Annotated in this window: 17 protein-coding genes and 1 pseudogene; 5 read left to right on the top strand and 13 right to left on the bottom strand. The window is 62.1% G+C overall.

What is annotated here, in order from left to right; all coding sequences use genetic code 11:
• The 5 genes and pseudogenes from TBU01S_RS11755 to TBU01S_RS11735 all read left to right on the top strand — a co-directional run.
• Positions 1-803 (top strand): annotated as a pseudogene (locus TBU01S_RS11755) (OmpH family outer membrane protein); the annotation flags it as partial.
• Positions 803-2,569, top strand: coding sequence for an AIPR family protein (locus tag TBU01S_RS11750; RefSeq protein ID WP_023121137.1), 1,767 nt, complete (start codon positions 803-805; stop codon positions 2,567-2,569). The pseudogene TBU01S_RS11755 and the gene TBU01S_RS11750, both read left to right, overlap by 1 nt.
• A complete protein-coding gene (locus TBU01S_RS11745) occupies positions 2,569-4,569 on the top strand; it encodes an ATP-binding protein (RefSeq protein ID WP_025298043.1) in 2,001 nt (666 codons plus the stop codon). Before TBU01S_RS11750 ends, TBU01S_RS11745 begins: the two co-directional genes overlap by 1 nt.
• A 12-nt stretch (positions 4,570-4,581) precedes the next feature.
• Entirely contained in the window at positions 4,582-6,315 is a 1,734-nt protein-coding gene (locus tag TBU01S_RS11740; RefSeq protein ID WP_050378109.1) for a site-specific DNA-methyltransferase, read from the top strand.
• Positions 6,315-9,053: a DEAD/DEAH box helicase gene (locus TBU01S_RS11735; protein WP_068636828.1), complete on the top strand. Its 2,739-nt coding sequence runs from the start codon at positions 6,315-6,317 to the stop codon at positions 9,051-9,053. The genes TBU01S_RS11740 and TBU01S_RS11735 overlap by 1 nt, the downstream gene beginning before the upstream one ends.
• Positions 9,054-9,128: 75 nt before the next feature.
• Here the strand turns inward: TBU01S_RS11735 and TBU01S_RS11730 are convergent, their stop codons facing one another.
• The 13 genes from TBU01S_RS11730 to TBU01S_RS11670 all read right to left on the bottom strand — a co-directional run bounded on the left by TBU01S_RS11730 (position 9,129) and on the right by TBU01S_RS11670 (position 23,833).
• Entirely contained in the window at positions 9,129-10,868 is a 1,740-nt protein-coding gene (locus tag TBU01S_RS11730) for a UvrD-helicase domain-containing protein (protein ID WP_068636831.1), read from the bottom strand.
• A complete protein-coding gene (locus tag TBU01S_RS11725) occupies positions 10,861-12,927 on the bottom strand; it encodes an ATP-dependent nuclease (protein ID WP_068636827.1) in 2,067 nt (688 codons plus the stop codon). The genes TBU01S_RS11730 and TBU01S_RS11725 overlap by 8 nt, the downstream gene beginning before the upstream one ends.
• A gap of 103 nt (positions 12,928-13,030) precedes the next feature.
• Positions 13,031-13,780 (bottom strand): TIGR03747 family integrating conjugative element membrane protein, encoded by a 750-nt coding sequence (locus TBU01S_RS11720; protein WP_068636826.1) that lies wholly within the window; start codon positions 13,778-13,780, stop codon positions 13,031-13,033.
• Positions 13,777-15,933 (bottom strand): type IV conjugative transfer system coupling protein TraD, encoded by a 2,157-nt coding sequence (traD, locus tag TBU01S_RS11715; protein WP_068636825.1) that lies wholly within the window; start codon positions 15,931-15,933, stop codon positions 13,777-13,779. Before traD ends, TBU01S_RS11720 begins: the two co-directional genes overlap by 4 nt.
• An 8-nt stretch (positions 15,934-15,941) precedes the next feature.
• Positions 15,942-16,475, bottom strand: a complete 534-nt coding sequence (locus TBU01S_RS11710; protein ID WP_068636824.1) for an integrating conjugative element protein — start codon at positions 16,473-16,475, stop codon at positions 15,942-15,944.
• Positions 16,472-17,092 carry a lysozyme family protein gene (locus TBU01S_RS11705; protein WP_029578143.1) on the bottom strand — a complete coding sequence of 207 codons (621 nt, stop codon included), beginning with the start codon at positions 17,090-17,092 and terminating at the stop codon, positions 16,472-16,474. The genes TBU01S_RS11710 and TBU01S_RS11705 overlap by 4 nt, the downstream gene beginning before the upstream one ends.
• The gene (locus TBU01S_RS11700; RefSeq protein WP_050157982.1) at positions 17,077-17,796 is read right to left on the bottom strand and encodes a TIGR03759 family integrating conjugative element protein; all 720 of its coding nucleotides are present in this window, start codon (positions 17,794-17,796) and stop codon (positions 17,077-17,079) included. Before TBU01S_RS11700 ends, TBU01S_RS11705 begins: the two co-directional genes overlap by 16 nt.
• Positions 17,797-17,805: 9 nt before the next feature.
• On the bottom strand, positions 17,806-18,453 hold the full coding sequence (locus TBU01S_RS11695) for a hypothetical protein (protein WP_068636823.1): 648 nt from the start codon (positions 18,451-18,453) through the stop codon (positions 17,806-17,808).
• Positions 18,450-19,019, bottom strand: coding sequence for a PFGI-1 class ICE element type IV pilus protein PilL2 (pilL2, locus tag TBU01S_RS11690; protein WP_068636822.1), 570 nt, complete (start codon positions 19,017-19,019; stop codon positions 18,450-18,452). The genes TBU01S_RS11695 and pilL2 overlap by 4 nt, the downstream gene beginning before the upstream one ends.
• 197 nt (positions 19,020-19,216) lie before the next feature.
• Complete coding sequence (locus TBU01S_RS11685; protein ID WP_068636821.1) at positions 19,217-21,490, bottom strand: helicase-related protein; 2,274 nt, start codon at positions 21,488-21,490, stop codon at positions 19,217-19,219.
• 110 nt (positions 21,491-21,600) lie between these two features.
• Complete coding sequence (locus TBU01S_RS11680; protein WP_009401115.1) at positions 21,601-21,906, bottom strand: hypothetical protein; 306 nt, start codon at positions 21,904-21,906, stop codon at positions 21,601-21,603.
• Positions 21,907-22,007: 101 nt separating this feature from the next.
• On the bottom strand, positions 22,008-23,117 hold the full coding sequence (locus TBU01S_RS11675) for a DUF6094 domain-containing protein (RefSeq protein ID WP_068636820.1): 1,110 nt from the start codon (positions 23,115-23,117) through the stop codon (positions 22,008-22,010).
• Positions 23,118-23,182: 65 nt separating this feature from the next.
• A complete protein-coding gene (locus tag TBU01S_RS11670; RefSeq protein ID WP_068636819.1) occupies positions 23,183-23,833 on the bottom strand; it encodes a hypothetical protein in 651 nt (216 codons plus the stop codon).
• Positions 23,834-23,835: the final 2 nt, after the last annotated feature.

Below are 23,835 nucleotides of genomic sequence, written 5' to 3'. Positions count from 1 at the left end.
ATCTCCGCCACATACCGACTGGAGTCGAGCACAGCGGCCTCACGGGCATCGAGCTGGGGCGCTACGAATTGCCCCGCCGCTCCGGCGACGCGCACCTATACCGCATCAATCATCCGCTGGCGCGATGGGGCATCGAGCAGGCCAAGGCTCGCGCACTCAACGGGGCTCGTCTCGTCTTCGACTACAACGCCTACGGTTCAAAGATCAGCACGCTTGAAGCCTGGCGCGGCAAAGCCGGATGGCTCACCGTGAAGCTGATCTCGGTCGAGACACTCGGCAACCAGGAGCAACATCTGCTGGTTGCCGCGGGCACGACCGATGGCGTCGTGCTCGCGGAAGAAGACCCGGAAAAACTGCTGCGCCTGCCCGCGACCACGCAGGCGGCCAGTCTGTTCAACGCCCCTGACGCCACCCTGCTGGCCGACGTGGAAGCCCGCAAGACCGCGCTCCTGCGCGACGTCAACGAGCGCAACCTCGGCTACTTCGAGCAGGAAGTCCAGAAGCTGGATGCCTGGGCGGACGACCTGAAGCTCGGTCTGGAGCAGGAGATCAAGGAGATCGACCGCGAGATCAAGGAGGTGCGCCGAACCGCCGCGACCTCGCCGAGGCTGGAAGAAAAACTGTCATGGCAGAAGAAGCAGCGCGAACTGGAAGGCAAGCGCAGCAAGCTGCGCCGCGAGCTGTTTGCCCGGCAGGACGAAGTTGAAGCGCAACGCAATGACTTGATCAGCCAGCTTGAAGTGCAACTCCAACAGCAGGTCGAGGAGCGCACGCTGTTCACTGTCGAGTGGGAGCTGGTCTGATGGCAACAGTTATCGCTCGCCCCCTCGAACTCGATCTGCTGTGCCAAAAACTTGATGCGGACTACGCGAACCGAATCACCGGGACGGGAAACACTCCAGAGTCTCGGCGTAGCAACTACCTGTCCAAGGCAATCGCGGCATTCGTCCTGCACGAAGACGCTGGCGCCAATCTGGATGAGGCCGTGGCCGCCAGCATCGATGGTGGCCAGGATCATGGTATCGATTCGGTGTTCGTTTCAACGGATCAAACGATCTGGCTGGTCCAGTCCAAGTACAAGGAGTCGGGTACCGGCGAGCCCGAACTCGGTGATGTATCCAAATTTCGGGATGGCGTAACCGACCTTCTGCAAGGACGCTGGAATCGCTTCAATAACGTCCTGCAAAACCGCCAAGCGGCAATCACCAATGCCTTGAACAGTGGTGTCTGCAGGATCAAAGTCGTGCTGGCCTATTCCGGCACGGCGGTGTCCGATGATCGGCGCGACATCTTTGCCGACTTGGAGCGCGCGTTCAATGGCGCGAATCCGGGCTTTCTTCGGTGCCATGCTTATGGGCTCACGACCCTGCACGACCTACATCTAGACGGAGTTTCGGCCCAGCCCATAGAAGCCGAAGTCGAATTGAAGGACTTCGGCCACACGCAGGAACCCTACCGGGCGTTCTACGGGCGCATGGACGGCAAACGGCTCGCCGAGCTTTGGGCGGCACACGAAGAACATCTGGTTGATCGGAACATTCGCCGGTTCAAGGGCACGACCACCGTCAATGCAGGGCTGACCGAGACACTCCGACAAGAAGCACAGCACTTCTTCTACTTCAATAACGGCGTCACCTTCCTCTGCGATTCCATAACGGAACAGCACCCCCGCGACCCGCATCGTCAGACTGGGACGTTTCGCATTCGCGGGTTGTCCATCATCAACGGCGCGCAAACGGTTGGGGCGATCGCCCGCGAGCCACTGGCCCACTACGATGCTCATCCCACCGTAGTCATGGCGACTTTCGTTTGTCTTGAGAACGCGCCTGATGGTTTTGGCGATCGAGTCACCCAATCGCGCAACCGCCAGAATGCCGTTGAGCTGGAAGATTTTGCCGCGCTCGATGAACGCCAGACCATGTGGCAGCAGACCTTGCAGATGGCCGGCGTCACCTATCTGGTCAAGCAGGGGGAGGACGATCCGCCGCTATCACCAACCTGCTTCAGCGCACGTGAACTCGCGCCGTTCCTGGCTTGCACCGTAACCACGAACGACTGGCAGGACTACGTGACCGCGGCCAAGGCCGACAAGAAGAAGCTGTTTGGGCGGGAGGGGCTGGTATCAGCCACCGACCCCCTACGCCAATCCTACGAACGGCTCTTCGCCGACTCGCTCACGGCAAGACAAATGTGGCGGATAGTCCAAATCGGCCGAGTGGTCGTAGAGAAGGTCCGCGCCCGTGCCACCGCCGAGGGTGATCCCGCCGGCTTGCCAGCGGGGACACTCCCCGCTCGGGAGATTCTCACTCACGGCGCCTGGCTGGTTCTACACGTCATCTTCATCCGCCTTCAGTTGCAGAACGGGCCGGCGTTGGCATTGACCCAGGATGAACTGACAGCGATTTCACGCGAGGTCGATCTTGTTTGCGAGCGTCTTGTGAGTTCTGTCCAGGGCGTGCAGTGGAACAAGCAGGCGCGCAGCGTCTTTGAGAACAAAACGGACTGTCGAACCGTGAAAGGCCGTTTGATGGCGGCATTGGCGCAGCAGGGTCAGGGAGGAAATCAATAGTGCAAGCGAACATCAAAGGTCTGGTGGATCGGCTGGAGCTTTCCCAGGGCAAGGCTATGATGCCTCTTTACGAGGCTATCTCGAATGCCGTCGATGCAATCGAGGAGCATCAGGACGGCTTCAGCAATCATTCGATTCGCATCCGGCTGGTGGCCTCCAACGACCTCGCCCATCAAGCTGGGGACGGGACTCTGGTCGTGGACGGCTTCGATGTCATTGATGATGGCGTTGGCTTCAACGACAAGAACCTGGCTTCGTTTCAAGAGGCGCACACGCTTTCAAAGGTCAAGGTCGGCGGCCGAGGTGTCGGGCGCTTCACTTTCCTGAAAGTCTTTTCATCCGTACACATCCGCAGTGTCTTCAAACGCGACGGCAAGGCTTTGCTGCGAGAGTTCGACTTCAGCATCCAAGATGAACTGAAAGGTGCGGACACCACGTCTGAAGTCAAAGAGGCATGTGGCACGCATACCTCCTTGCGGGGCATGGATGACAAGTTTCGGGCTGGGTGGCCTACCCAGCCCGAGACCATCGCTGAACGCATCATTGCGCACTTTCTGATCCGGTTTGCGGCCCGCTCCTGCCCTCCTATGACTCTGGAGTCTCCGGGACACGCTCCGATTGACTTGCACGCCCTGTTTCAGTCAACAGTGCTGGCGCATATCCAAGAGCTGTTCTTCGAGGTTTCCGGGCATACATTTGCCTTGCAGGCATATCGTCACCGAGACGGACGCTCGCGCCACGAACTCAACTTGTGCGCGAACGGGCGCGAAGTCACCACGAGCAAGCTGCGGGACCTGCTTCCAGAGCTTCCCGAGAAGCTGATTGACGAAGACCAAGCGCCGTACACCTTGATCGTGCTGGTCACCGGGGAATATCTGGACGACCATGCCAACCAAGAGCGCACGCGCATCGCCTTCCAAAGCGATGAGGAGCCCGAACTTGAGCAGACCCTCGTCTCCCGACGCGCCCTGAACCAGGGTGTCGCAGGGGCGTTGCGGCCGCTGCTCCTGGACGACTTGAAGTCAACGAACGAAGAAAAGCGTGCCCAGATCGAGAAGTTTGTTGAGCAAGCCCCCGAGTACAGGGCGCTCACGCACCCTCGCTACAAAGAGATGATCGAGCAAAAGATTCAGCCAGGCCTGTCAGAAGACAAGCTGGACGAGGCTCTTCTGCATGTGAAGCGCGCCATCGAGGACGACATCCGTAAAGAGGCCAAGCATGTCGCAGCGCTCTTCGAAACCGAAACCTTCGAACAGTACCAAGAGAAATTCAAGGAAATCGCGGAAAAGGCCAACGAAATCGGCAAGGCCCAGCTTGCTGCCTATATTGCGCACCGCCGAACGATTCTTGACTTGGTGAACAACAGCCTCAAGAAAAAGCGCACGGATGACAAATACCCGCTCGAAAGGGTCTTGCACAAAATGATCTTCCCGATGGGGATGACCTCGAAAGACATCTTCTTCGAGCAGCAGAACCTCTGGGTGATTGACGAGCGGCTGTGCTATCACACCCTGCTCACATCAGACAAAAAACTAAAAAGCGTCGCTGGGCTGGACGACACTTCTGGCCGGGAGCCGGACATCTTTGCGTTCTTTTATGACACGCCCATCGGTGTCGCTGAGGCAGACAGCCTGCCTGGCGGTGGTGTTGTCATCATCGAGTTCAAGCGGCCTGGAAGGGACAATTACGACAAAGACCCAGCTGATCAGATCATCCAACGATTCCGAGAAATCTCCGAAGGGGGCGTCACGGACGTTGATGGGAGGCAGATCAATCCCGCCAGCCTGCGGTACACCGGCTATCTCATCGCTGATTTAACGCCGTCTTTGCATCGACAAGTATTCGGACGTTACCACCGCACCGCCGACAACGAGGGGTATTTCTCCCCTTTGGCGACTGGCAACGGGTATATCGAAATTCTCTCCTACGACAAGCTCATCAAGGATGCAGAACGCCGCAACCGCATCCTGTTTGACAAGCTTGGACTGCACAAGAATTAAGGTGGCATGACCATGAGCAAACAAAAACTAGAACTTACCTGGATCGGGAAGGAGAAGCGACCCAAGCTGGAGCCGCGCATCTTGCTCGAAGATCCAGAGAAGTCATATCACGCCAAGCATCGCGTGTCGGACAACGACATCTTCGACAACCGACTGATCTTCGGTGACAACCTGCTTGCGCTGAAAGCATTGGAGCAAGAGTTCTCCGGCAAAGTGAAGTGCGTGTTCATTGACCCACCGTACAACACCGGTAGCGCATTTGCACAATATGATGATGGTCTTGAGCACTCGATTTGGCTTGGCTTAGTACGGGATCGGCTAGAAATCATCAGGCGTCTGCTTTCGGACGATGGCTCGCTATGGATTTCTATTGATGACAACGAGGCTCACTATCTTAAGGTCTTGTGCGACGAGATTTTTGGTCGCAAGTGTTTCGTTACGTCATTTATCTGGAAGAAGGTCGACAGCCCAAATGACAACAAGGGCGCCCTTTCCCCAGATCATGAATACATTCTTTGCTATGTAAAGAATCCTGACTCGATTAATTTTCGACCGAAGCAGGATGAGTCAATCTTAAATGCATACCGGCAGCCGGACGCGGAATCGGACAGGCCGTACCGTGACCGTCTCCTAAAGAAAAACGGGAAGAATAGTCTTCGGATCGACCGCCCGTCGATGTATTTCCCGATCAAGGGGCCAGACGGCGTGGATGTTTACCCCATTCACGATGACGGCCAAGAAGCCCGATGGGCAATGGGGAAAAAGGGTGTTGATGAGCTGATAGCGAAGGGAGAGCTTGTTTGGAAGCAAAGGGAAAGCGGCGGAGTACTGCGGTGGGTTCCTTACACAAGAGAATATGCTCCCGACGCTCCTACGCGCCCTTGGCCAACAATCTGGTCAGACTTGCACACGACTCGACAAACTAAGGCTCATCAAAGATCTGTTTTGGAGGGCGTTCAAGCATTTGAAACCCCGAAGCCAGAAGACTTGGTTTCCCGTATTCTTAGTATTTCAACGAATCCAGGAGACTGGGTTCTTGACTCATTTGCGGGATCTGGTACCACTGGAGCAGCCGCTCATAAAATGGGACGGCGCTGGATAATGGTGGAGCTTGAGGAAACTTGCCATACACACATCATTCCGCGTCTCAGGAAGGTAATTGACGGCGAAGATAAGGGCGGCGTCACAGAGGCTCTAAGTTGGCACGGCGGCGGCGGCTTCCGCTATTACCGTCTTGCCCCCAGCCTGATCGTCAACGACCGCTGGGGCAACCCGGTCATCAATCCCGAATACAACGCTGCGCAACTGGCCGAGGCGCTGGCCAAGCTGGAAGGCTTCAACTACGCGCCATCGGAAACTCACTGGTGGCAGCACGGCCACTCCAGCGAGCGCGATTTCATCTATGTCACCACCCAGAACCTGTCCGCAGAGCAACTGCAAGCCCTGTCCGATGAAGTCGGCCTGGAGCAGAGCCTGCTGGTGTGCTGCGCCGCTTTCCACGGAGTCACGGCGGCCAAAGCGGCGGAACGCTGGCCGAACCTGACGTTGAAGAAGATTCCGAAGATGGTGTTGGCCCGCTGCCATTGGGGCCGTGACGACTACAGCTTGAATGTGACCAACCTGCCGATGGCGGAGATTGAGAAGGCCGAGCCTGCGCCCTCTGGCACTAGCGTCAAGAACACTAAGAGCAGAAAAGTGGCCCTCGCCAACGCGGGACAGGGCGGCCTGTTTGGGGAGAACGAATAATGAGCACCCGCGTCCTGCACGCCGTTACCGGCCGTCTGTCTCTCCGCCCGCCCCAGGCCGACTCCCTCATCAAGCTCGCTCGCGCGCTCGATGCTGCGCCCGAGCTATTGGGTCACGAGCGTGATGTCTCGGCCATTCTCTCCACGTTGAAGGCCGAGTTCAGCACGCTGGAGGACTTTGAGCGTGAGTTCCCGTCGCTGTGCTTCGCGCTGGCCACGGGTGTGGGCAAGACGCGCCTGATGGGGGCATTTGTCGCCTACCTGCATCTGGCGCACGGCATCAACAACTTCTTCGTGCTTGCGCCCAACCTGACGATCTACAACAAGCTCATCACGGACTTCATGCGCAACACGCCGAAGTACGTGTTCAAGGGCATCGCAGAATTCGCGCAGCAACCGCCGCTGATCATCACCGGCGACAACTACGACCAGACCGGCGCGGCGGTGGGCGATCAGTCGATGGGCTTCGCTCACGACGTGCGCATCAACATCTTCAACATCTCCAAGATCAACTCCGAGGTGCGCGGCGGCAAGGAGCCGCGCATCAAGCGGATGAAGGAAGTGCTGGGCGACAGCTACTTCAACCATCTCGCGAACCTGCCTGACCTCGTGCTGCTGATGGACGAGTCGCACCGTTACCGGGCCAGCGCTGGGGTGCGCTCTATCAACGAGCTCAAGCCGCTATTCGGTCTGGAGGTGACGGCGACACCGTTCGTCGAGTCCAGCCGTGGGCCGGTGCCGTTCAAGAACGTGGTGATGGACTACCCGCTGGCGAGGGCGATGGAGGACGGCTTCGTCAAGGAACCTGCCGTGGTCACCCAGCGCAACTTCGACGCCAAGGCGCACACGCCCGAGGAGATCGAGAAGACCAAGCTGGAAGACGGTGTGCGCCTGCACGAGACGACCAAGGTCGAGCTGCTCACCTATGCCCGCGAGAACGGCGTCAAGCCGGTCAAGCCCTTCATGCTCGTCATCGCTCGCGATACCACGCACGCGGGGCAACTCTTGGCGCTGCTGGAGTCGGAAGCCTTCTATGAGGGGCGCTACCAGGGCAAGGTGATTCAGGTCGATTCCAGCCGTACCGGCGCTGAAGAAGAGGAGATGATCACGCGCCTGTTAGCCGTGGAGAGCGTGGATGAACCGACCGAGATCGTGATTCACGTCAACATGCTGAAGGAAGGCTGGGACGTAACCAACCTCTACACCATCGTGCCGCTGCGCGCCGCCAATGCCCGCACGTTGATTGAACAGTCCATCGGGCGTGGCCTGCGTCTGCCCTACGGCAAGCGCACGGGCGTCGCGTCGGTGGATCGCTTGAACATCGTCGCGCACGACAAGTTCCAGGAGATCATCGACGAGGCCAACCGCGGCGACTCGCCGATTCGCCTGAAGCAGGTCATCCTCGATGCGCCGAGCGCCGACGACAAGAAGGTCAGCGTGCAGGTCGAGTCCGGGGCGGCGGCGCGTCTCGGTTTGACGGAAGCACCGGTCGTGATCACAGGGGCTTCAGCCACTGACAGTGGAGCGGAAGTCCCCGCGCCCAAACCGGTGTTCACCACGGAGGCGGAGAAGCAGGCCGCGCGCGTGGTCATGGACGTCATCGGCAAGTACGAGGTCAAGCGCGATCTGGTGCCCACCAGCAGCGCGCTGCTGAAACCAGAAGTGCAGAAGGAAATCCTCGCGGAAGTGGCAGAACGGTTGAAGCCGCTGCAAGGCGAATTGCTGGCGGGCGTGGATGAATCAGTCCCCGCACTTGACTTGTCCGCCGTGGTGGCGAAGACCACCGAGATCGTGGTGCAGCAGACCATCGACATCCCGCGCATCGCGGTGGTACCGACTGGCGAGGTCACGACGGGCTTCCACGCCTTCAAGCTGGATGTGAGCCAGCTTCATCTCCAGCCAGGCCAACGCGAGATCGTCGGGCAGATGCTGCGCACCAACGAGCAGTTCACCCTGGCCGCCGAGGTCGGACTCAAGGAGCAGCGCCCGGAGGACTACATCGTCCACGCGCTGGTGGACTTCGATGACATCGACTACTTCACCCACGCCGACCTCCTCTACGACCTCGCAGGCCAGATGGTGCAGCACCTGCGCAGTTATCTGTCCGAGGACGAAGCCATCAGCGTCCTCGATCGTGACCGCCGCTTGATCGCACGGGAAATCCACGCGCAGATGATGGCCCACTTTTGGGAAGAGGCGACGGAGTACGAGGTGCAGGTCAGTCGCGGTTTCACCGAACTCAAGCCTTGCAACTACACTGCCACGGCAGGCCAGACGGCCCACCACTTCCGGGAGACCGTGACCGAGACCAGTCGCATCAAGCAGATGCTCTTCGGTGGATTCGCGCGTTGTCTGTACCCGCTGCAGAAGTTCGATTCGGACACCGAACGGCGCTTCGCCATCATCCTGGAGCGCGACGCGACGAAGTGGTTCAAGCCCGCGAAGGGGCAGTTCCAGATCTACTACAAGCTCGGCACCGAGCAGCCGGAGTACATCCCCGACTTCGTGGCCGAGACGGAATCAGCGATTTTCATGGTCGAGACGAAAGCTCGTGGCGACATGAACACGCAGGAGGTTCAAGCGAAAGCGGCCGTTGCTGCCCGTTGGTGCGAGTACGCATCGGATCACGCACGTGAAGTTGGCACGAAATCGTGGAAGTACCTGCTGATACCCCATGACGAGATTACAGAATCGAAGCGACTTTCTGACTACATGCGGTTTGAGAAAAAGACGGCATGAGGGCGTGGCCGAGTACAGAATTCATCCGCGCAATGCTCGCGCCTCACCTCAAAGCGGTGGTTGTCACGTCGGCGTTTATGAGAACGCAATAGCGCGGATGCTTTCTGTCAAGAACCACCTATCAAGTGTTGCGAGGGCATCTGATGAAAGCTGCTGTGTGAACAGCAGTGCAAGACGGCGCTTCGGTCTTGAGCAGGCAACATAGAACAGGTTTCGATTGCGCTCGAAGCTCGCTTGCTTTCCCGGCGGGATGGCTGTTTTTCCTGCCAGTTCGAGCATCTCTCCAAAGTTGTACTGATTCCACCCGCGACCGATGACGACAAGAACATTCTCGAACTCCGCGCCCTTCACTCCGTGCTTGGTTTCGAAGGGGGAGTGACCATCCAAGTAGCTCCGCAGCGCCTTGATTTCTGCGTATCTGACTGCGCGAAGCTTCTCTATCTCCGTCAGCGCGGCCGGCATCTCTTCGCCACTAGTTCGATCAAATTCGCGCAGCTCTCGCTCACGCCTCTCGATGGCTTCCGGGAGTCTTGGCTTCCGCAGGTTGAGAAGGTGGTCGATGACCTCTCCAACCGTGCCATTTTCGCGAATCACCATCAGCTGGCTCATCGCATCATGCCAAGCTGTCTTGTCGGCTCGCCCCCGCAATAGCGGCGTGTTGCCACCCAGTGCGTCGAACATGGCGCCGAACCTACTGCCGGAGAAGGCATCACAAGCAGGCTCCAACTGGTCCACGAAGAAGGCGATATGCGGATGTTCCTTCTTGGCAAACGACTCGTTATAGCGAAAAACCGCTGGCAAGCTCGCATAGCCTTGCTCGCCGGCAAGAAGCCTATGCGTCAGCATGAGAACCTTTGTGCTTTCGGGGGAGAAATCCCATCCCTCTTGTGCCAATAAAGTCTTCACTTGCTCAAGGGTTTCGTGGCCGACCTCTGAAGGCAAATCTCCTCCCCAATGGGCACCTGTCTGTCGTTCGCCAGTCCAGGCATTCGTATGAAATACGCTGACCTGCCCAATGGCAGTCGGGTCTTCGACAAACTGCTGTAGCTCCGGGCGCATCCGATTGAGGCAGTCAACGATGGTTTTGACTGATCGGAAATTGGCCTCTTTGCCAATCTCCTTGACTCGCTGATGCTCCAGTCTCCCACATCCATTGCCATATATTTTCTGCCAATGGTCGCCGAAGAAGCCGAATAGAGGCGCAGGTGGGTTCTCCAGAAACAGCCGCTGAATCGCCGCAATCCAATCCTTGTCAGTATCCTGATATTCATCCACGAGAATGATGGGAAACCGATCCGTCACTATATTCCTGAACTTGGCGTTCTCCATCAATGAAACGGTGAGCGGCAGTACATCATCGTGATGCAGAGACACACGATCCTCGCGAATGGAGCGGTACCCGAAACTGTATTCAACCACACGGCCACCCAGACTTCCCCCGGCTTCCGCAATTCTCTCTTGCCATGTTGGCATCGCCTCAACCAAACCACGGAGTTGTTTCTGGAAGCCACTAATCAATGACCAACAGAAGGCATGATTGGTGTCGCAGTACACCATTGGGCTTCTGTCAGTGCGGGCGGCAATTTCATCGCGGGCCACATTGGTGAACGTGATGCACGCAATCTGCTGGTTTCTTCTTGGGAACGTATTCTTGTGGCGCTCGATCAAATAGTGGAGCGCCTTGATGAGTGAGTAAGTCTTTCCAGCGCCTGCTCCTGCTTCCAAGCGGAAGTGCTCTCCGGCGGCCAGGCTGCTAAACATGGCATCAAGTGCACGCTGGCTGGCAATTTCAGCGGGTGACTGCGGATTAGTCATCTGCATCCCCATCGTCAGCGATTGTCGCCGCGACCACCAAAGCAAGCGCCGGGTCCGGGACGGCTGGCTCGATGTCGGCCGACAGCCAGCGTATTCCGTCGAGGATGTACTTGGGCGTTGTCCAGGATTTGTCCTCTATTGCGTACTTGAGCGCAAATTCGGACTTCTTGATCTTGCTGGCCTTGCTTCTGGCTTCCGTTTCAAGTTCTTCCCGTGTAGCGTCATTCAAGTTGAACAATGTTCGGTTTGCGAGAATGAAGGCATCTTCAAACGTGCGGCCACAGGGGCCACCTTCTTCCTCCGCACATTGATAGGCAATGCGGTTGCCGTGCTTTGTCTTTTCGGAGGCATCCTTCGTCACCAGGCCATTGAGGGTGAATGGATCATCATCGGAAAACCAGGCTTTCAGGCAGGCGTTGCTGGAATAGGTTCCCTTGTGGACCTCGCACGCGCTCCCGCCGGGTTCTTCTACTGAATCCAGATCGGTGAGGATTAGGGTTGGCAATTCAAGGAAGCGCAAGAGCCCGAAGAAGAGATGAGCATATGCTCCGCCGACCTCCATGGTGGTTACATACTGGCTTGATAGCTTCGGCCGGGTTGGCTCCGCGACCTCCAGCTTTTCGATGATGGCGGGGAGCAAAAGTCGTTCGCTCAGCCCCTCTACCAGGATCGCCTTGTCGGCAAAAAACAGATCACAGCGGGTTAGTGTCAGGTACTGATGGAGGAACTTTTTGTCCGGCTCGGAAACGCCATCCAGTCCCTTGCGAAGATCCTTGATTCTCGTCTGCCGAACGCCAGCAGCTGAACCTGGTACCTCACCACTGAGGAAATAGCGAATACTTTCAAATCCGGCTTCGTTGGCTATATGCGAAGAGTGCGTAGAAACAACGAACTGGACCGGCCAAGCCGTCTTGCTTTCCGTTCCTTCAACCAGCAGTTGAGCGGTTTTCGCGAGCTGACGTATGAAGACTTCTTGCATCTGAGGATGTAAATGAGCTTCTGGCTCTTCAATGAAGACCAAATGCACTCCTGGCGAGCTTGGCTCGGCCAGAAACGACTTATAGAACCCTGCAAGCTGCAAAAGGATGAAGATGAGGTTCCTGGCGCCAAGGCCGTTGTAGGATTCCGGCAGAGTCACTCCGCTGTAGCCGGTATAGCGAACCTTAGTGAAGTTGGAGAGCAACTTGCGAACGTCGAGCAGTGTCTCGGTATGCAGTTCCTGATTCCCCAGCCCAGGATATCCAAAGTTTTTCAGCGCCGGGATCAGATTATTCAGTTGACCGCCGAAGCTGCTGTCTATCTGAGATTGAATGTCCTGAACAGCCTCTTTCAGTGCTTGGGCAATCTGTTTGTCGGCTTCATCCGCTGATGACGATGAAGCCGTAGCAAAGAGGAGTTCAACAGTCTTGGCGAGTATGTCGGATTCGCGGGATGTTATGTCGTCCAAGCCTCTTTGGGCGTTTATGAAGCCAGTCTTTATCAACGCCTTCAGCGCGCCTTGCTGTAACTGGCGTTTGTTCTCCGCATCATTTGGGTCTTCGGCCCATATCCGGACGGCAAAATTGGTTGGGATACATTCTCGAAGCGAGCGAAAGAAAGCTATCCTCGTTTCATCGGTCAGGGGGGTATCCGGTTGCCCCGAGAACAATTGTGCGAGCTGCCCATCCTTCAGCTCGTAGCGGACTACAACGAGCGCCTCATTGCAATCGGGGTCGAGGTCAATAACGAATGGACCGAGAGGCCCCAACTGCGGCTGAGCAGGATCATATTCGAACGTCAAACGCAACTCGATAAACGGAACCAGAGCCCTGACTACATCGTCATCTTGGTCATTGTTATGAGCTTCCAGTGCCGCGCAGAACCTGTCGTAGCAGGCGCTGGAGAAATCTTCGAGCTGAAATGCTGCGGTGCCTTCAGCCAGTAGCCGCCGTATGATTTCGGACAATGAGGTCTTGCCACTGTTGTTTCGCCCCACTACAACCGTAGTCAAATCCTCCAGCGCAAGCTGCACGTCTGTGAGTAGACGGAAGTTCTTGATCTTTGCATGCCGCAGCTTCATCTGATCCCCTTGACTATCGGCGTGTCGGGTTACGTCAGGCGTCTCTGGCTCTTGCTGGCAACCCTTTTTTTGCCCTCCCAAGCTTAGTAGTGAGTGTACGTAACTACAGATATTTCTTGAAGCTTCCGGCCGCGATATTCACCGCCACGCCGAGCAATGCGGCGCTGGGCAACAGGATCAGCAGCGGGTTCACGCTGACCGGCAGCGCCAGGTAAGTCACCCACGGCAGCACGGCCAGCGGGATCAGGCTGGCCCTGGCGCGGTGATAGATGAACCCCGACTCGCGGCCCGCGCCGAAGCGGCGGATGTCCCGGCGCACCAGGCCGTCCACCAGCCCGACGAAGGCGGCCATCAGGAACAGCGGCAGGGTCAGGCACAGCACCAGCAGCCGCACGAGGAAGACCAGCGTCGTGTAGGCCGCCGCGATCAGGTAGCTCTCCACGTTCACGTAGACCAAGCCGATGTAATAGCGGAAATCCTTGGTCGGGCGGTGGCTGCCGGCGCTGGCCTGCGCCGAGGCATCGCGTATCCAGTCCAGCAGGCCGCTTTTCACGAACAGCCAGTCGTAGCCCTGCTCGACCATCCGGTGCGCGGTGCGCCCCGGCTCCTGCACCAGCGCGCTGCGCGTGAAATGCGTGGAGAGCTGATCCAGCTCGTAATGCAGCATGCCCTGCGCGTGGCGCCAGCCCTGATCGGGCCAGAAGAAGTGCATGCCGACGCATTCGATCAGGATGCACAGCAGCAGCGCGCCGCACAGCACGCCGAAGAAGCGGAACGGCAGCGTGACCAGGCCGGCGATCAGCCCTTGCTGTCGTTGCTGCTGGCGCTGGGCCGCGACGGCCGGATCGCTCATGCTTCGGCCTCTTCAGCGGCGGCCATCTGCTTGAAGTCGTCCAGCAGGTCGTCGGGCAGCGCCTTGTCCTGCAGGCCGGGGATGCCTTGGTTCTCCCACCAGTCTCCTGCCTCGACGTAGTGCTGTCGCATGTAGCCGGCCAGCTCCTGCAGATCCTTCGGCATGGCTTCGTCGGGGTCGGGCGCCGGCAGCGGCATGCGGACTTTCCAGAGGTTGCCGCCCTCGGTCAGCGCGAAGCACTGCCCCTTGGGCAGCGCCACCACATGCGCCGGCTCGATCAACGGCACGCTGTTGCTGCTGATGCGGTCCTGGGTGTTGGACGTGAAGGCGGTATTGCCGTGCGGGTCGGAGCTGTCGGTGGCGCCGCTCATCAGTGCCGTGGCATACACCTCGACCTTGGGCAGTTGTCGCGTCAGCAGCTCGGCGGTGGCGGTCTCGCGCACGCGCAGCATGAACAGGTTGTTGAAGTTGCCGACCACTTGGCCGGCCTTGGCACGGTTGCCGATGCGCGCCTCGATGTCGCTCAAGGTCTGCGTGTAGGCCGTCACCTGCACGCCGGCACCGCCGCCCTTGTTGACCATCGGGATGAACTCGTCGCCCATGAGTTCATTGAATTCGTCGGCGTGGACGTTGATCGGAATCTTGGCGCCCGCCGCGGCGCCGGGCAGCCCATCGTCGATGCCGAACTTGTAGATGTGGCCGGCGACCGAGACCAGATCGCTGAACATCGAGTTGCCCACCGCTGCCGCGACCTCGGCGTCGGACAGCGCATCCAGCCCCACGTAGACCACCGCGCGCTTCCTGATGACCTGCATCCAGTCGAAGATCGGCCGCGGGTCGGACAGGTCGGAATAGTTCGGTGCAAGCAGTTGCGCGATCTTGCCGGTGGTGAGCTTCTCCAGCAGCGGCAGCAGCGAAGCGACGATCTTGTCGAAGTACGTCCGGTCGTAGCGCACGGCGCTGCGCAGGCCGTCGAGCACCGGGTCATAGACGCGCACCTGGGACAGGTACTGTTCGAGGGCCACCACGCGCTTCTCGCGCCCGATCATGTTGCGCGGGATGTTCTTGTCGTTCAGCTTGGCTTCGAGCTGGACGATGACCTCCCAGGCCTTCGGCTCGTTCTTGGCGAAGTAGTGCTGGGCGTACTCGATGAACAGCGCGTCGATGTTGATGACGTGGCGCTGGATCAGCAGGTAGTCCGGCCGCTGCCCCAGCTCGACCAGGGCGCGCGCGATGATGTTGACGAAGCGCCAGGCGAATTCGCGGAACGCGGCGCTGTTGCCTTCGCCCGAGAGCTGTCCGGCGATGCGCGTGGCCACCTCGGAGATCCGCCCGAACCGGCCCACCGCGTTGTAGCGCGCCGAGATGTCCGGCCAGCCCAGATGGAACACGTAGAACTCGCCTTCGCGCCCGGCGCGCTTGGCCTCGACGTACATGCGCTTCAACAGGTCCGCATCGCCCTTGGGGTCGAAGACGATCACCACCTCATGCTCGCCGCGGACCCTGCGGCGGATGTCTTGCGTGATGAACAGCTCGGCCAGCCGCGTCTTGCCCACGCGCGTGGTGCCCAGCACCAGGGTGTGGCCGACGCGCTCGCCCAGCGGCAGCGTGACATCGACCTCGTGCGGCTCGATGCCATGCAGGCGCGGCATTCCGCCGAGCGGTGGCAGCGGCCGCGCCGGGTTGAGCCGGCTGTCCCAGGCCAACGCGCGCGCCAGCGTCGAGACGGGAAACGGCGCGAACTCAAGCCGCTCCTCCAGCCGCCGGGCGGCCCGGTAGATCGCCGTCGGCTCGACGTAGCGGCGGAACTCCGGCCGGTAGGTCTGCATCAGCCGGTGCGTGTGCCGCTGCTCCCAGCGAAAGCCCCGGCCGACGAACAGCCGTTGCTGACTCACCGGCACGTCGCGGCTGGTCATCACGTAGCGCGGAAGGCGGCGGATATTGCGGCGATAGCGCAGGATCGCCCAGGCATCGCGCAGGCGAATCGCGCCGAAGGTCAGGAAAGCCAGCGCCGAGCCCAGGCCGAGCAGCGGGTTCAGCGCGAGCGACCACGGTGCCACCAGGCACAGAATCGCGGCACCGGTGCAAACCGCCACGGTGTAAAGCTCCACCGCTGGCCGCAGCAGAACCTCGACCGCATGCGGTTGGGCCATTTGCGCACCTACTGCTCGATGCCGGTGGACGTGATGAGCACCGGGTAGTGGCGCAGGCCCAGGCGCTGGGCCAGGTCGTCGCCGGAGGCCGGCGAGAGGGTCAGGCCGGGAGCCAGCCTACGCAGCGCCGTCAGCGTGGCCATCGACTCCACGTTGACCACCAGGCCCACGGCCTTCAGCTCGCGCAGCGCCACCTGCCGCTGCCGCAGCCAGGCGCGCGAACGCTCGTCGTCGCCGATCAGGAACAGCGCCGTCAGGCCCGGCGCCCGGATGACGCGGCGCTGCACCTCGCCCGGCGACAGTTGCGTCGAGCGCACCGGCAGCATGGCGGCTTCGGCGTCGGCCGCGTTGCCCACGCGAGGGGCCGGCATCGGGGTCGGCGGTGTGGCCTGATCCGGCTGAAGATTCAGCGACCGGTAGTACGGCAGCGCGGAGGCGCCGCCGTGGTCTTCGACGACGATCAGCGGCGCGGAGGCGGTCTGGGCGAAGACGGTGGTCGTGGACAGCAGCCCGATGACGGCGATGAGGACGATGTGGTTCATGGCGTGGTGGCCTGGAGGGTTGGAACGGGAACGTCGGGGTCGAGCACGCGGGTCAGGTGCCGATGCACACTGCGCCGGTAGCGCGCCGCGGGTGCCCCGCCGGCGGGCCGGTGGTAGCGGCCGATGGCAAGCAGCCAGTCCTCGCCCGGCGTGTGCTGTTCGCGCAGGATTTCCGCAGCGATGGCGAGGTTGCGGTACGGGTCCAGCAGCTCGCAAGGCTGCGTGTAGCGATGCGTGTGGTAGCCGAGATTGACTTGGCCGAGGCCGGCGTCGATGCGATTGGCCGGCGTGCTGGCGAGTGCCCGGCGTAGCCCCGCGCAGGCCTCCGCGCGGGTGGCATAGCGCTGTGGCGAGCCGGCGACGTTGAGCGTCCACGGCCAGGGGATCAGGCGCCCGCGCAGCATGGCGCCGCTCTCCTGCAAGGCCACCGCGTACAGCACCGCCGCCGGCACGTCTGCACGATGCGCCGCCAGTTGATAGGCCGGCGGCGGCACTTCCCGCGCGAGGGCGGCCAACGTCCAGCCGCCGGTGGCGAGCAGCAGCGCGGCGCTGGCGCAGCGGATGGTGACGCGGGATGGCCGACGCTCCCGGCCCGGAGTACCTATTGCCGCTGCCATTGGCCGTTCACCTCGCGCACCACGGCCGGCAGATCGCCGGGCAGGCCGAGCGACAGCCAGCGCCCCGCATCGTGGTTGAGCGTGATGGTGCGGGCGCGCACCCTGGCCGGGTCGATGCCCGCCTGGGTGGCCCACTGCCGGATGCGCGCGTCGTCCTGACGGCTGCCGACCATGTAGAGGTCGAAGGCCGTGCCGGCCGCCTGCAACTGCTGCACGCGCTGCGCGCACGGTGCGCAGTCGGCCTTGACGAAGACGGCCAGGCGCCCGGAGCCGGTGTTGCCGGCACCCTGCGCCTTGGCGCCGGGAAGGCTCACGCGCGGCTGGCCGGGAAACAGGCGCTGCCACGCCGCGTCGTAGGCCCGCTGGTAGGCCAGCGTCTTGCCGACGCGCCGGGCCTCGGCCTGCACCTGCAACTCCGCGTAGCGCCTGCGCTCCTCCTCGCTGCGGGCCTCGATGCCGAGCGCCGTGAGCGGATCGAGCTGGGGCGAATAGACCCCGAGCGGCCCCTGCATCAGTTGCCGGTAACGTGCCCACTCCTCGGGCTGAAGCCCCCACTCCCGCGCCTGCCTCTCGTCGAGCGCGGCATCGGCGCCCGGCTGCACCTGGGCGGGCACCATGCGCGAGTTCGTCACCGGGGCTGGCTGGGCGGATGCGCCGAAAGCGGCGAACAGGACGATGGCAGCGAGCAACGGCCACAGGTTCATGGCGACCTCCTACGGTACCGCAACGCGCTGCGTCTGGCCGTTCACCCGGAACACGCCCGCCTGCGCCTCGATGGACTGCAGTTGCCAGCCGCCCTCGGCATCGCCCTCGCGCAGCAGCCGGGTGCCCGCGAGCGAGGCCGCGGCGGTGGAGGTGATCGACAGAAAGCGCTCGCCTCCCCGCAGCTCCACGCCGAGCACCCGGAACGGCGGCTCCGGCACCTTGGGCTTCGTCGCAACCGGAGCGCGCGGGCGAGCGGCGGATGCCACCTGCCGGGTCTTCTCCAGGCGGGTCTCGATCCCGTTCACGCGCGCCTGCAGCGTCTGCAGGTCGACGGCCAGGGCCCTCGCCTCGTCGGCCTCTTCGAGGCGCGTCATCCGTTCGTCCAACGCCTGCCGCGCGGTGGCGAATTCGGCCTGGCTGATCGGCGCCGGCCAGCGCTTGTCCGCATCGGCCTGCCTTTCGAGATCGGCCACGCGCAGGCCCAACGCATTGATCTGCGCATCCTGTGCGCTGCTCTGGGTCTGTTCGGCGAGCCGCGACAGGCCGACGCTGTTGATGAGTGCCACGGCACTGATGAGCAGCAGCCAGAAGACCGCGGCGACCTTGAGCCAGCGCGTGCGGGAATGGCGCTCGGATGGCGCTTGGGGAAAGGTCATGGCCGCATCTCCTCGGGCCGGTCGGCGTCCGGCACGGGCGTGGTGGTGCCGGGCGGGTTGGCGGAAAGGAAGGTGGGAGCACCGTGCCGGCTGAAGCAGACTTGGCGGCTCAAGTCATCGACCGACAGCTCCCAGGCGGGGCCGGCAAGGGCCAGCAAGGCATCGCGCAGCATCAGCGGACCCAGGCGCAGGTGTGCGGCGGGCAGCGGCAGCGCGTAGAGCGCGGCGGCCTCGGCCGCATCGCAGAGCCGATAGCCGGAGCGCAGCAACACATGGCGCATGGCATCGCCCACGCTGGCATCGAGCATGGGCGGAATAGAGACCTCCACCGCCTGCTGCAAGAGATCACGCTGCACAGGTTCCGGCACCAGCTCGACCAGCGTGTAGCGGCCGTAGCGGGCCACCGGAACGAAATCCGGCTCCGGCGCGACGGCGGTCGGCGATGCGGCCGGCACCGCTGGCGCAGACGGCGCGGCGGTCGTGGCGCAGCCGGCGGCCAACAGGCTGCCGGCAAGCAAGCCAGCGGCGAGGGCCAGGCGGTGAACAGCGCGGATGGATGGTTGCATGGAGGGCGCTTCCCTGGAACACGGAGCGCTCACCATCGCCGCCGCTTGGCCTGCGGGCAGCAAACAAAACGCACTGACGCCCGCCCGAATACATGGCGGGCGGCGCCATGGACTGTCATACGCCCAAGAAAAACGGCCCCGAAGGGCCGTGGAAAGAAGCCGGCGACCCCGAGGGGCCACCGGCATGGGTACATGGATCAGGCCGTGACAAGCTGCCGGGCCAGGGCGACCTCGACGGAATCGCCATCCTGGTTCAGAACATCCAAGCCCGACTCGGGTACGTCGCCCGAGGTGCTCTGCGACACCATGATCTTCCTGGCCATCAACCCCAGGCAGGTCATCTGCGAGGAATTGGCGTAGCCGAGGTAGACCACGCGCACCGGCTGCTTCTGGCCGATGCGCCATGAGCGCCGGGCGGCCTGCTGCAGCGAATACACGTTGTAGCCGGACTGGAGGAACACGATGGTCGGGAACTCCAGCAGGTCCAGGCCGGTTTTCACCAGCTCGGGATTGGTGATGAGCACGTCGATGCCGCGGTCCAACTGCTCGGCGATCCAGTCCTCGCGGCGGGAGGCATCCACGCTCGCGCGCAGCACCGCCACCTTGAAGCCTTCCTGCTCCAGCAGCACCTTCAAACGCGACGTGGTATCGCGCGTGCCGGTGTAGACCGAATAGACCAGGGTCTTGCGACCTTCTGCTTTCTCCTGCTTGCAGATCTCGATCAGCTCGCGTTCCTTGGGCATCACCTCCAGCTCGTTGAACTGAGCCGGCACGAACGCCAAGGTGTTGCGCGTGCGCGGATGCACCACCGTTTCCGACCGGAAGCAGCAGTCCGGCCAGGCCAGCAGCACGTTGAGCACCACACCGAGCAGCGTCGTGTCGCGCTTCGCCAGGGCCTGCTTCAGCTCCTGGGTCAGCCGACCCGCCAGATCGCGGTAGGCCGCGGCTTGCGCCGTGTCCATCGCGACTTCGCGGAACTCCTCGTCGTAGGGCGGCAGCACATTGCCGCCGATGTCCTTCAACTTGAGGAAGACGGTGAACGGCAGGACGCAACGCAGCACGCCCTTCGGACCGAAACCCGGCGCCTTGACCGTGCGCACCGATACCTTGGTGCCCTTGGCCGTCTTGTGCGCCGTGCCGGTGCTCTCGGAATAGATGTCCTTCAAGACACCGTGATCGTGCATGAACGCCATCGCGGCCGACGTCATGCTGCCGCTCTTCGTCGGCCGGTAGCCGTCTTCAATCATCCGCCCCGGCAGGGCTCGGAACAGCAGGTGGAACAGGTCGTCGCCGTAGCCGCCCATCAGTGTGCCGGTGAGCAGCAGCGTCTTGCGCGCCTTGGCCGCCAACACCCCCATGGCCTGGCCCTGGGCGGAGCCGCCGTTCTTGTACTCGTGCGCCTCGTCGGCGATGAGCAGGTCGAACGTGCCTTGGGGAAGCCGCCGCTTGATGAACTCGGACGGCTGGTAGCCGCCCTCGCCGAAGCCGAACTCCATGTTGGCCATCGCACGTTCCATGCGATGGGCTTGCCGGTCCGAGAAGACCAGCTCGCCGTTGCCATCCATCAGGTTGATGAACTCGTGGATGTTGTCCCCGAGCATCGACGCAAGGAAAGCGTCGCCGAACTTCTGCATCAGCTTCTGCGCGGTGACTTCCCCGATGGTTGGAATACGCTTCAGCGCCTTGAGCACGGTCGAGGACTGGTCGCTGGCGGACAGGCCTCTGGGACGGATCAGCGTCCACAGCGGCGAGGTGCAGTGGCTGCATTTGCGGCGGGACTCTTCCGCTTCGAGATCGATGGTGTTGACAGGCTCGCCGTCCAGGTCGGTGATGACATGCCCGCAAGCCGGGCAGGCCCCCACGTCGCCGTGAGGCGTGCGCCGCCGAACGAAGACAGGCTTCCAGTGGAACCCCATCCGCATCCTCACGCGGCCCAGGACGAAGAACTCCTGGCCCTGCGCCGGCACGCCCAACTGCTCGCGCAGTTTCAGCAGCTTGACCAGCGTGTCCGGGCCGTTGAGCACCCAGACCTTGGCCCCGGCCACCGTCTCCTGGATTTCGCGCCGCCACTTGTAGACCAGGTGGGGTGGCGAGAGCACCAGGGTGCGGCGGTAGCCTTCGGCGTTGAGCACGGCGGCGGTGGCAATACCCACCGTCGTCTTACCGCAGCCCATCTCGCCATTGACGATCGCGGCGCGTTCGCCGCGATCGACCAACAGCTCGGTGACAGCGTGGACCACATCGGCTTGCGCCGGGAACAGCTTGCGCTTGAGCGCGGCGAGGATCAGTTGCCGATGCACCCGCACCTGGCCGGTGTAGACCGGAGGATTTGCGCGGTTGAGCGAGTCGAGCAGCTCGTCGCCGAACTCGGACACGAAGTCCTGCAGGCTGAGCGTGAGGGGTGAAGCGGCCGCTTCGAGCAGGTCGCCCTGCACAGCGGTTTCGGGAACGGTTTCGAGATCGAGGGACATGGTGATGCTCCAAAGCAATGGGGCATGCACCTCCCCCACGGGGCGGTGACATGCCCCTGGGTGGGAAGAAAGAAGCGGCAAAGAAACGTTTAGGTGCCGCTGGATGCGGATCAGTATTCGCTGGGCAGCAGCAGTGTGGTGACGCTGCGATCCCATTCGGTGATGATCCAGAGCTTCAGGTCGCGCGTGACCTGGTAGGACGAGAACAGACGATCCTCGCCGGATTGCAGCGCGGCGTCGTTCTGCCGCCGATCGCTGTCGCTCAGGTCGCCCCATTCGCCATGAAGATGGCGGCGCAGGTACGGCGTGGGGTTGAGCCGGCCCTGTCGGACCAGCTCGTCGACGCCGGCGGTCATGACCACCTGCCCGGGCGAAAAGCGTGCTTGTGACGCGAGGTTGAGGACTGCGAGTGCCATGGTGGTTTCTCCTTTCGGAAAAGCGGGCCACGGCACCCCATCGGGGCAACGTGACCCCGGTGGGTGGATGAAAGCGACGGCGAACCGTCAGGGAACAGCGATCAGCGGATGGTCAGCACTTCGCCCCACGTGGGCGAGCCCAGCGTCAAGTCCCATGCACGAATGACCGGCACGAACTTGTCGGTGAGGATGCGCGTCTCGGCCACGGAGCCGTCGTCGCGCTCGGTGTATTCCGTCTGGAGGGTCTTCTCCTTGTGGGTATCACCTTTGACGACGAGCACGCGCCCGGTCCTGGACTTCACTACGCCGGAGATCGCGCCTGCGGCCAGAGCCAGGGCGAGATGCCAGTGCGACAAGGCCCGCGCGGGCGGACGCAGCGATTGCTGCGCGGCGCCCAGGTGGGTATCGAGCGCCGGCCAGAGTCCTTGCAGCCGGCCGACTTCATCGGCGAACTGCTCGGGCTCCATCGTCACGCGATAGAAGTGCTCCGGCTCGGCCGGGCTGGCAGGGACGGTGTACGGCAGGAACGGCCATTCGAGCGGCAGTTCCTCGGCTTCGGCGTCGCCTTGTCCGATCTGCAGCAGCAGACCGCGCACGGCTTTGGCCGACTCCGACGCCTGGTCGCGCTGGCGAACCCGGCGACCGAAGATCACCACCTGCTTGAACTGCGTTTCCACCGCACGGTAGATGCGCAGGTCTTTGAGGTGGCGCGTCAGCCATCCGACCAGCTCGGGGTCGAGCACGTAGGACGGCACGATGAAGATCAGCACGCCGCCGTATTGCAGCAGCGGCAGCGCGCGCTGATAGAACAGCTTTTCCAGCCGAGCACGGCCCTGGCCCTGATAGCCGATGTTGCCGTTCACGTCCTTGCTCAGGTCGCCATACGGCGGGTTCAGCCACAGCAGCCCGAAGGACTGACGCGAGATCAGCGAGTCCATCAGGTCACCGTGGATGCAGCGATCGACCAGTTGCCGTGCGTGGCGGGCACGCTCGGCGTCGTACTCGACGGCGAAGGCCTGGACTTGCTCGCGCCCGAGGGCGTGGGCGGCTTCGGCAATCGCCACGCCTTCGCCGGCGCAGGGATCGAGGATGGACATGGAGCCGGGAGACGGCGCCAGTGCGGACAAGGCCCGCTCCAGCGTCGGCTCGTCGGTGGGGAAGTAGCCGTTACGAATGAAGTTGCGCGCCAGGCGCGGAAACATGAGTGCCATGGATTTCTCCTGGTGATGGATGAGGGAAGGCGGGCACGCGCGGCGCGCATGCCCGTGGGGATGGCTCACGCCACACGCCGAAGCGGTGCGTTCGCGGCCAGTTCGTACTGCGTGGCGCCGAGGGTGCCGTTGCGGATCAGCTCGCCCAGCGCCTTCGTCAGCGCCGGGACATCGAGGGCCAGCCGATGGCCTTCCAGCGGCCCGAGGGCCAAGGGAAGACCGGTCAGCATCCGCTGTGTCTGCAACAGCTCCAGCACGGTGTCGCGCCAGTGGTCGAGCAGTGGCAGCGGGCAGGTGTCCTGCACCAGCGTCCACAACCGGTCGAGCCGGTGAGCGGAATCCCTGGGCAGAAGCGCCAGCGCGCTGGCGTTGGCCTTGTCTGGCTTCACGCAGCGACGATCGAACAGCCACACATTCGTCAGCGAACCGAACAGCGTTCGCCGATAGGCACGGGTGATGCGCTTTTCCAGGTTCTCGACGTTGCCGACGAAGACCGGGATCGATGCGCCCTGCTCGGTGATGAGGTGGAACTGATCCAGTCCCTGTTCATCCCGGCCGAGGGTCAGGCGGGCGAGGAACTCCTGAACGGCGGTGTCGCGCGCCCAGATCGAGAGAAAGACGAGATGGCCCTGCTCGTCACCGACGCAAGCGTCGGCCATCAGGTCGGGGCATTCGTCGACGCGGTACAGCGGTTTCGCGGAAGAAGGTGCAGGCATGG

The organism is Thauera butanivorans NBRC 103042 (genome assembly GCF_001591165.1).
In the GTDB taxonomy this organism is placed as follows: domain Bacteria; phylum Pseudomonadota; class Gammaproteobacteria; order Burkholderiales; family Rhodocyclaceae; genus Thauera; species Thauera butanivorans.
The sequence above is the reverse complement of the archived record's forward strand: the minus strand, read 5'-3'. Positions and strand labels throughout refer to the sequence as shown.

Bases quoted from the DNA above. Each gene is read 5' to 3' on its own strand.
- TBU01S_RS11750 (WP_023121137.1), top strand. From the start codon at position 803: ATGGCAACAGTTATCGCTCGCCCCCTCGAACTCGATCTGCTGTGCCAA.
- TBU01S_RS11740 (WP_050378109.1), top strand. From the start codon at position 4,582: ATGAGCAAACAAAAACTAGAACTTACCTGGATCGGGAAGGAGAAGCGA.
- TBU01S_RS11735 (WP_068636828.1), top strand. From the start codon at position 6,315: ATGAGCACCCGCGTCCTGCACGCCGTTACCGGCCGTCTGTCTCTCCGC.
- TBU01S_RS11730 (WP_068636831.1), bottom strand. From the start codon at position 10,868: ATGACTAATCCGCAGTCACCCGCTGAAATTGCCAGCCAGCGTGCACTT.
- TBU01S_RS11725 (WP_068636827.1), bottom strand. From the start codon at position 12,927: ATGAAGCTGCGGCATGCAAAGATCAAGAACTTCCGTCTACTCACAGAC.
- TBU01S_RS11720 (WP_068636826.1), bottom strand. From the start codon at position 13,780: ATGAGCGATCCGGCCGTCGCGGCCCAGCGCCAGCAGCAACGACAGCAA.
- traD (WP_068636825.1), bottom strand. From the start codon at position 15,933: ATGGCCCAACCGCATGCGGTCGAGGTTCTGCTGCGGCCAGCGGTGGAG.
- TBU01S_RS11710 (WP_068636824.1), bottom strand. From the start codon at position 16,475: ATGAACCACATCGTCCTCATCGCCGTCATCGGGCTGCTGTCCACGACC.
- TBU01S_RS11705 (WP_029578143.1), bottom strand. From the start codon at position 17,092: ATGGCAGCGGCAATAGGTACTCCGGGCCGGGAGCGTCGGCCATCCCGC.
- TBU01S_RS11700 (WP_050157982.1), bottom strand. From the start codon at position 17,796: ATGAACCTGTGGCCGTTGCTCGCTGCCATCGTCCTGTTCGCCGCTTTC.
- TBU01S_RS11695 (WP_068636823.1), bottom strand. From the start codon at position 18,453: ATGACCTTTCCCCAAGCGCCATCCGAGCGCCATTCCCGCACGCGCTGG.
- pilL2 (WP_068636822.1), bottom strand. From the start codon at position 19,019: ATGCAACCATCCATCCGCGCTGTTCACCGCCTGGCCCTCGCCGCTGGC.
- TBU01S_RS11685 (WP_068636821.1), bottom strand. From the start codon at position 21,490: ATGTCCCTCGATCTCGAAACCGTTCCCGAAACCGCTGTGCAGGGCGAC.
- TBU01S_RS11680 (WP_009401115.1), bottom strand. From the start codon at position 21,906: ATGGCACTCGCAGTCCTCAACCTCGCGTCACAAGCACGCTTTTCGCCC.
- TBU01S_RS11675 (WP_068636820.1), bottom strand. From the start codon at position 23,117: ATGGCACTCATGTTTCCGCGCCTGGCGCGCAACTTCATTCGTAACGGC.
- TBU01S_RS11670 (WP_068636819.1), bottom strand. From the start codon at position 23,833: ATGCCTGCACCTTCTTCCGCGAAACCGCTGTACCGCGTCGACGAATGC.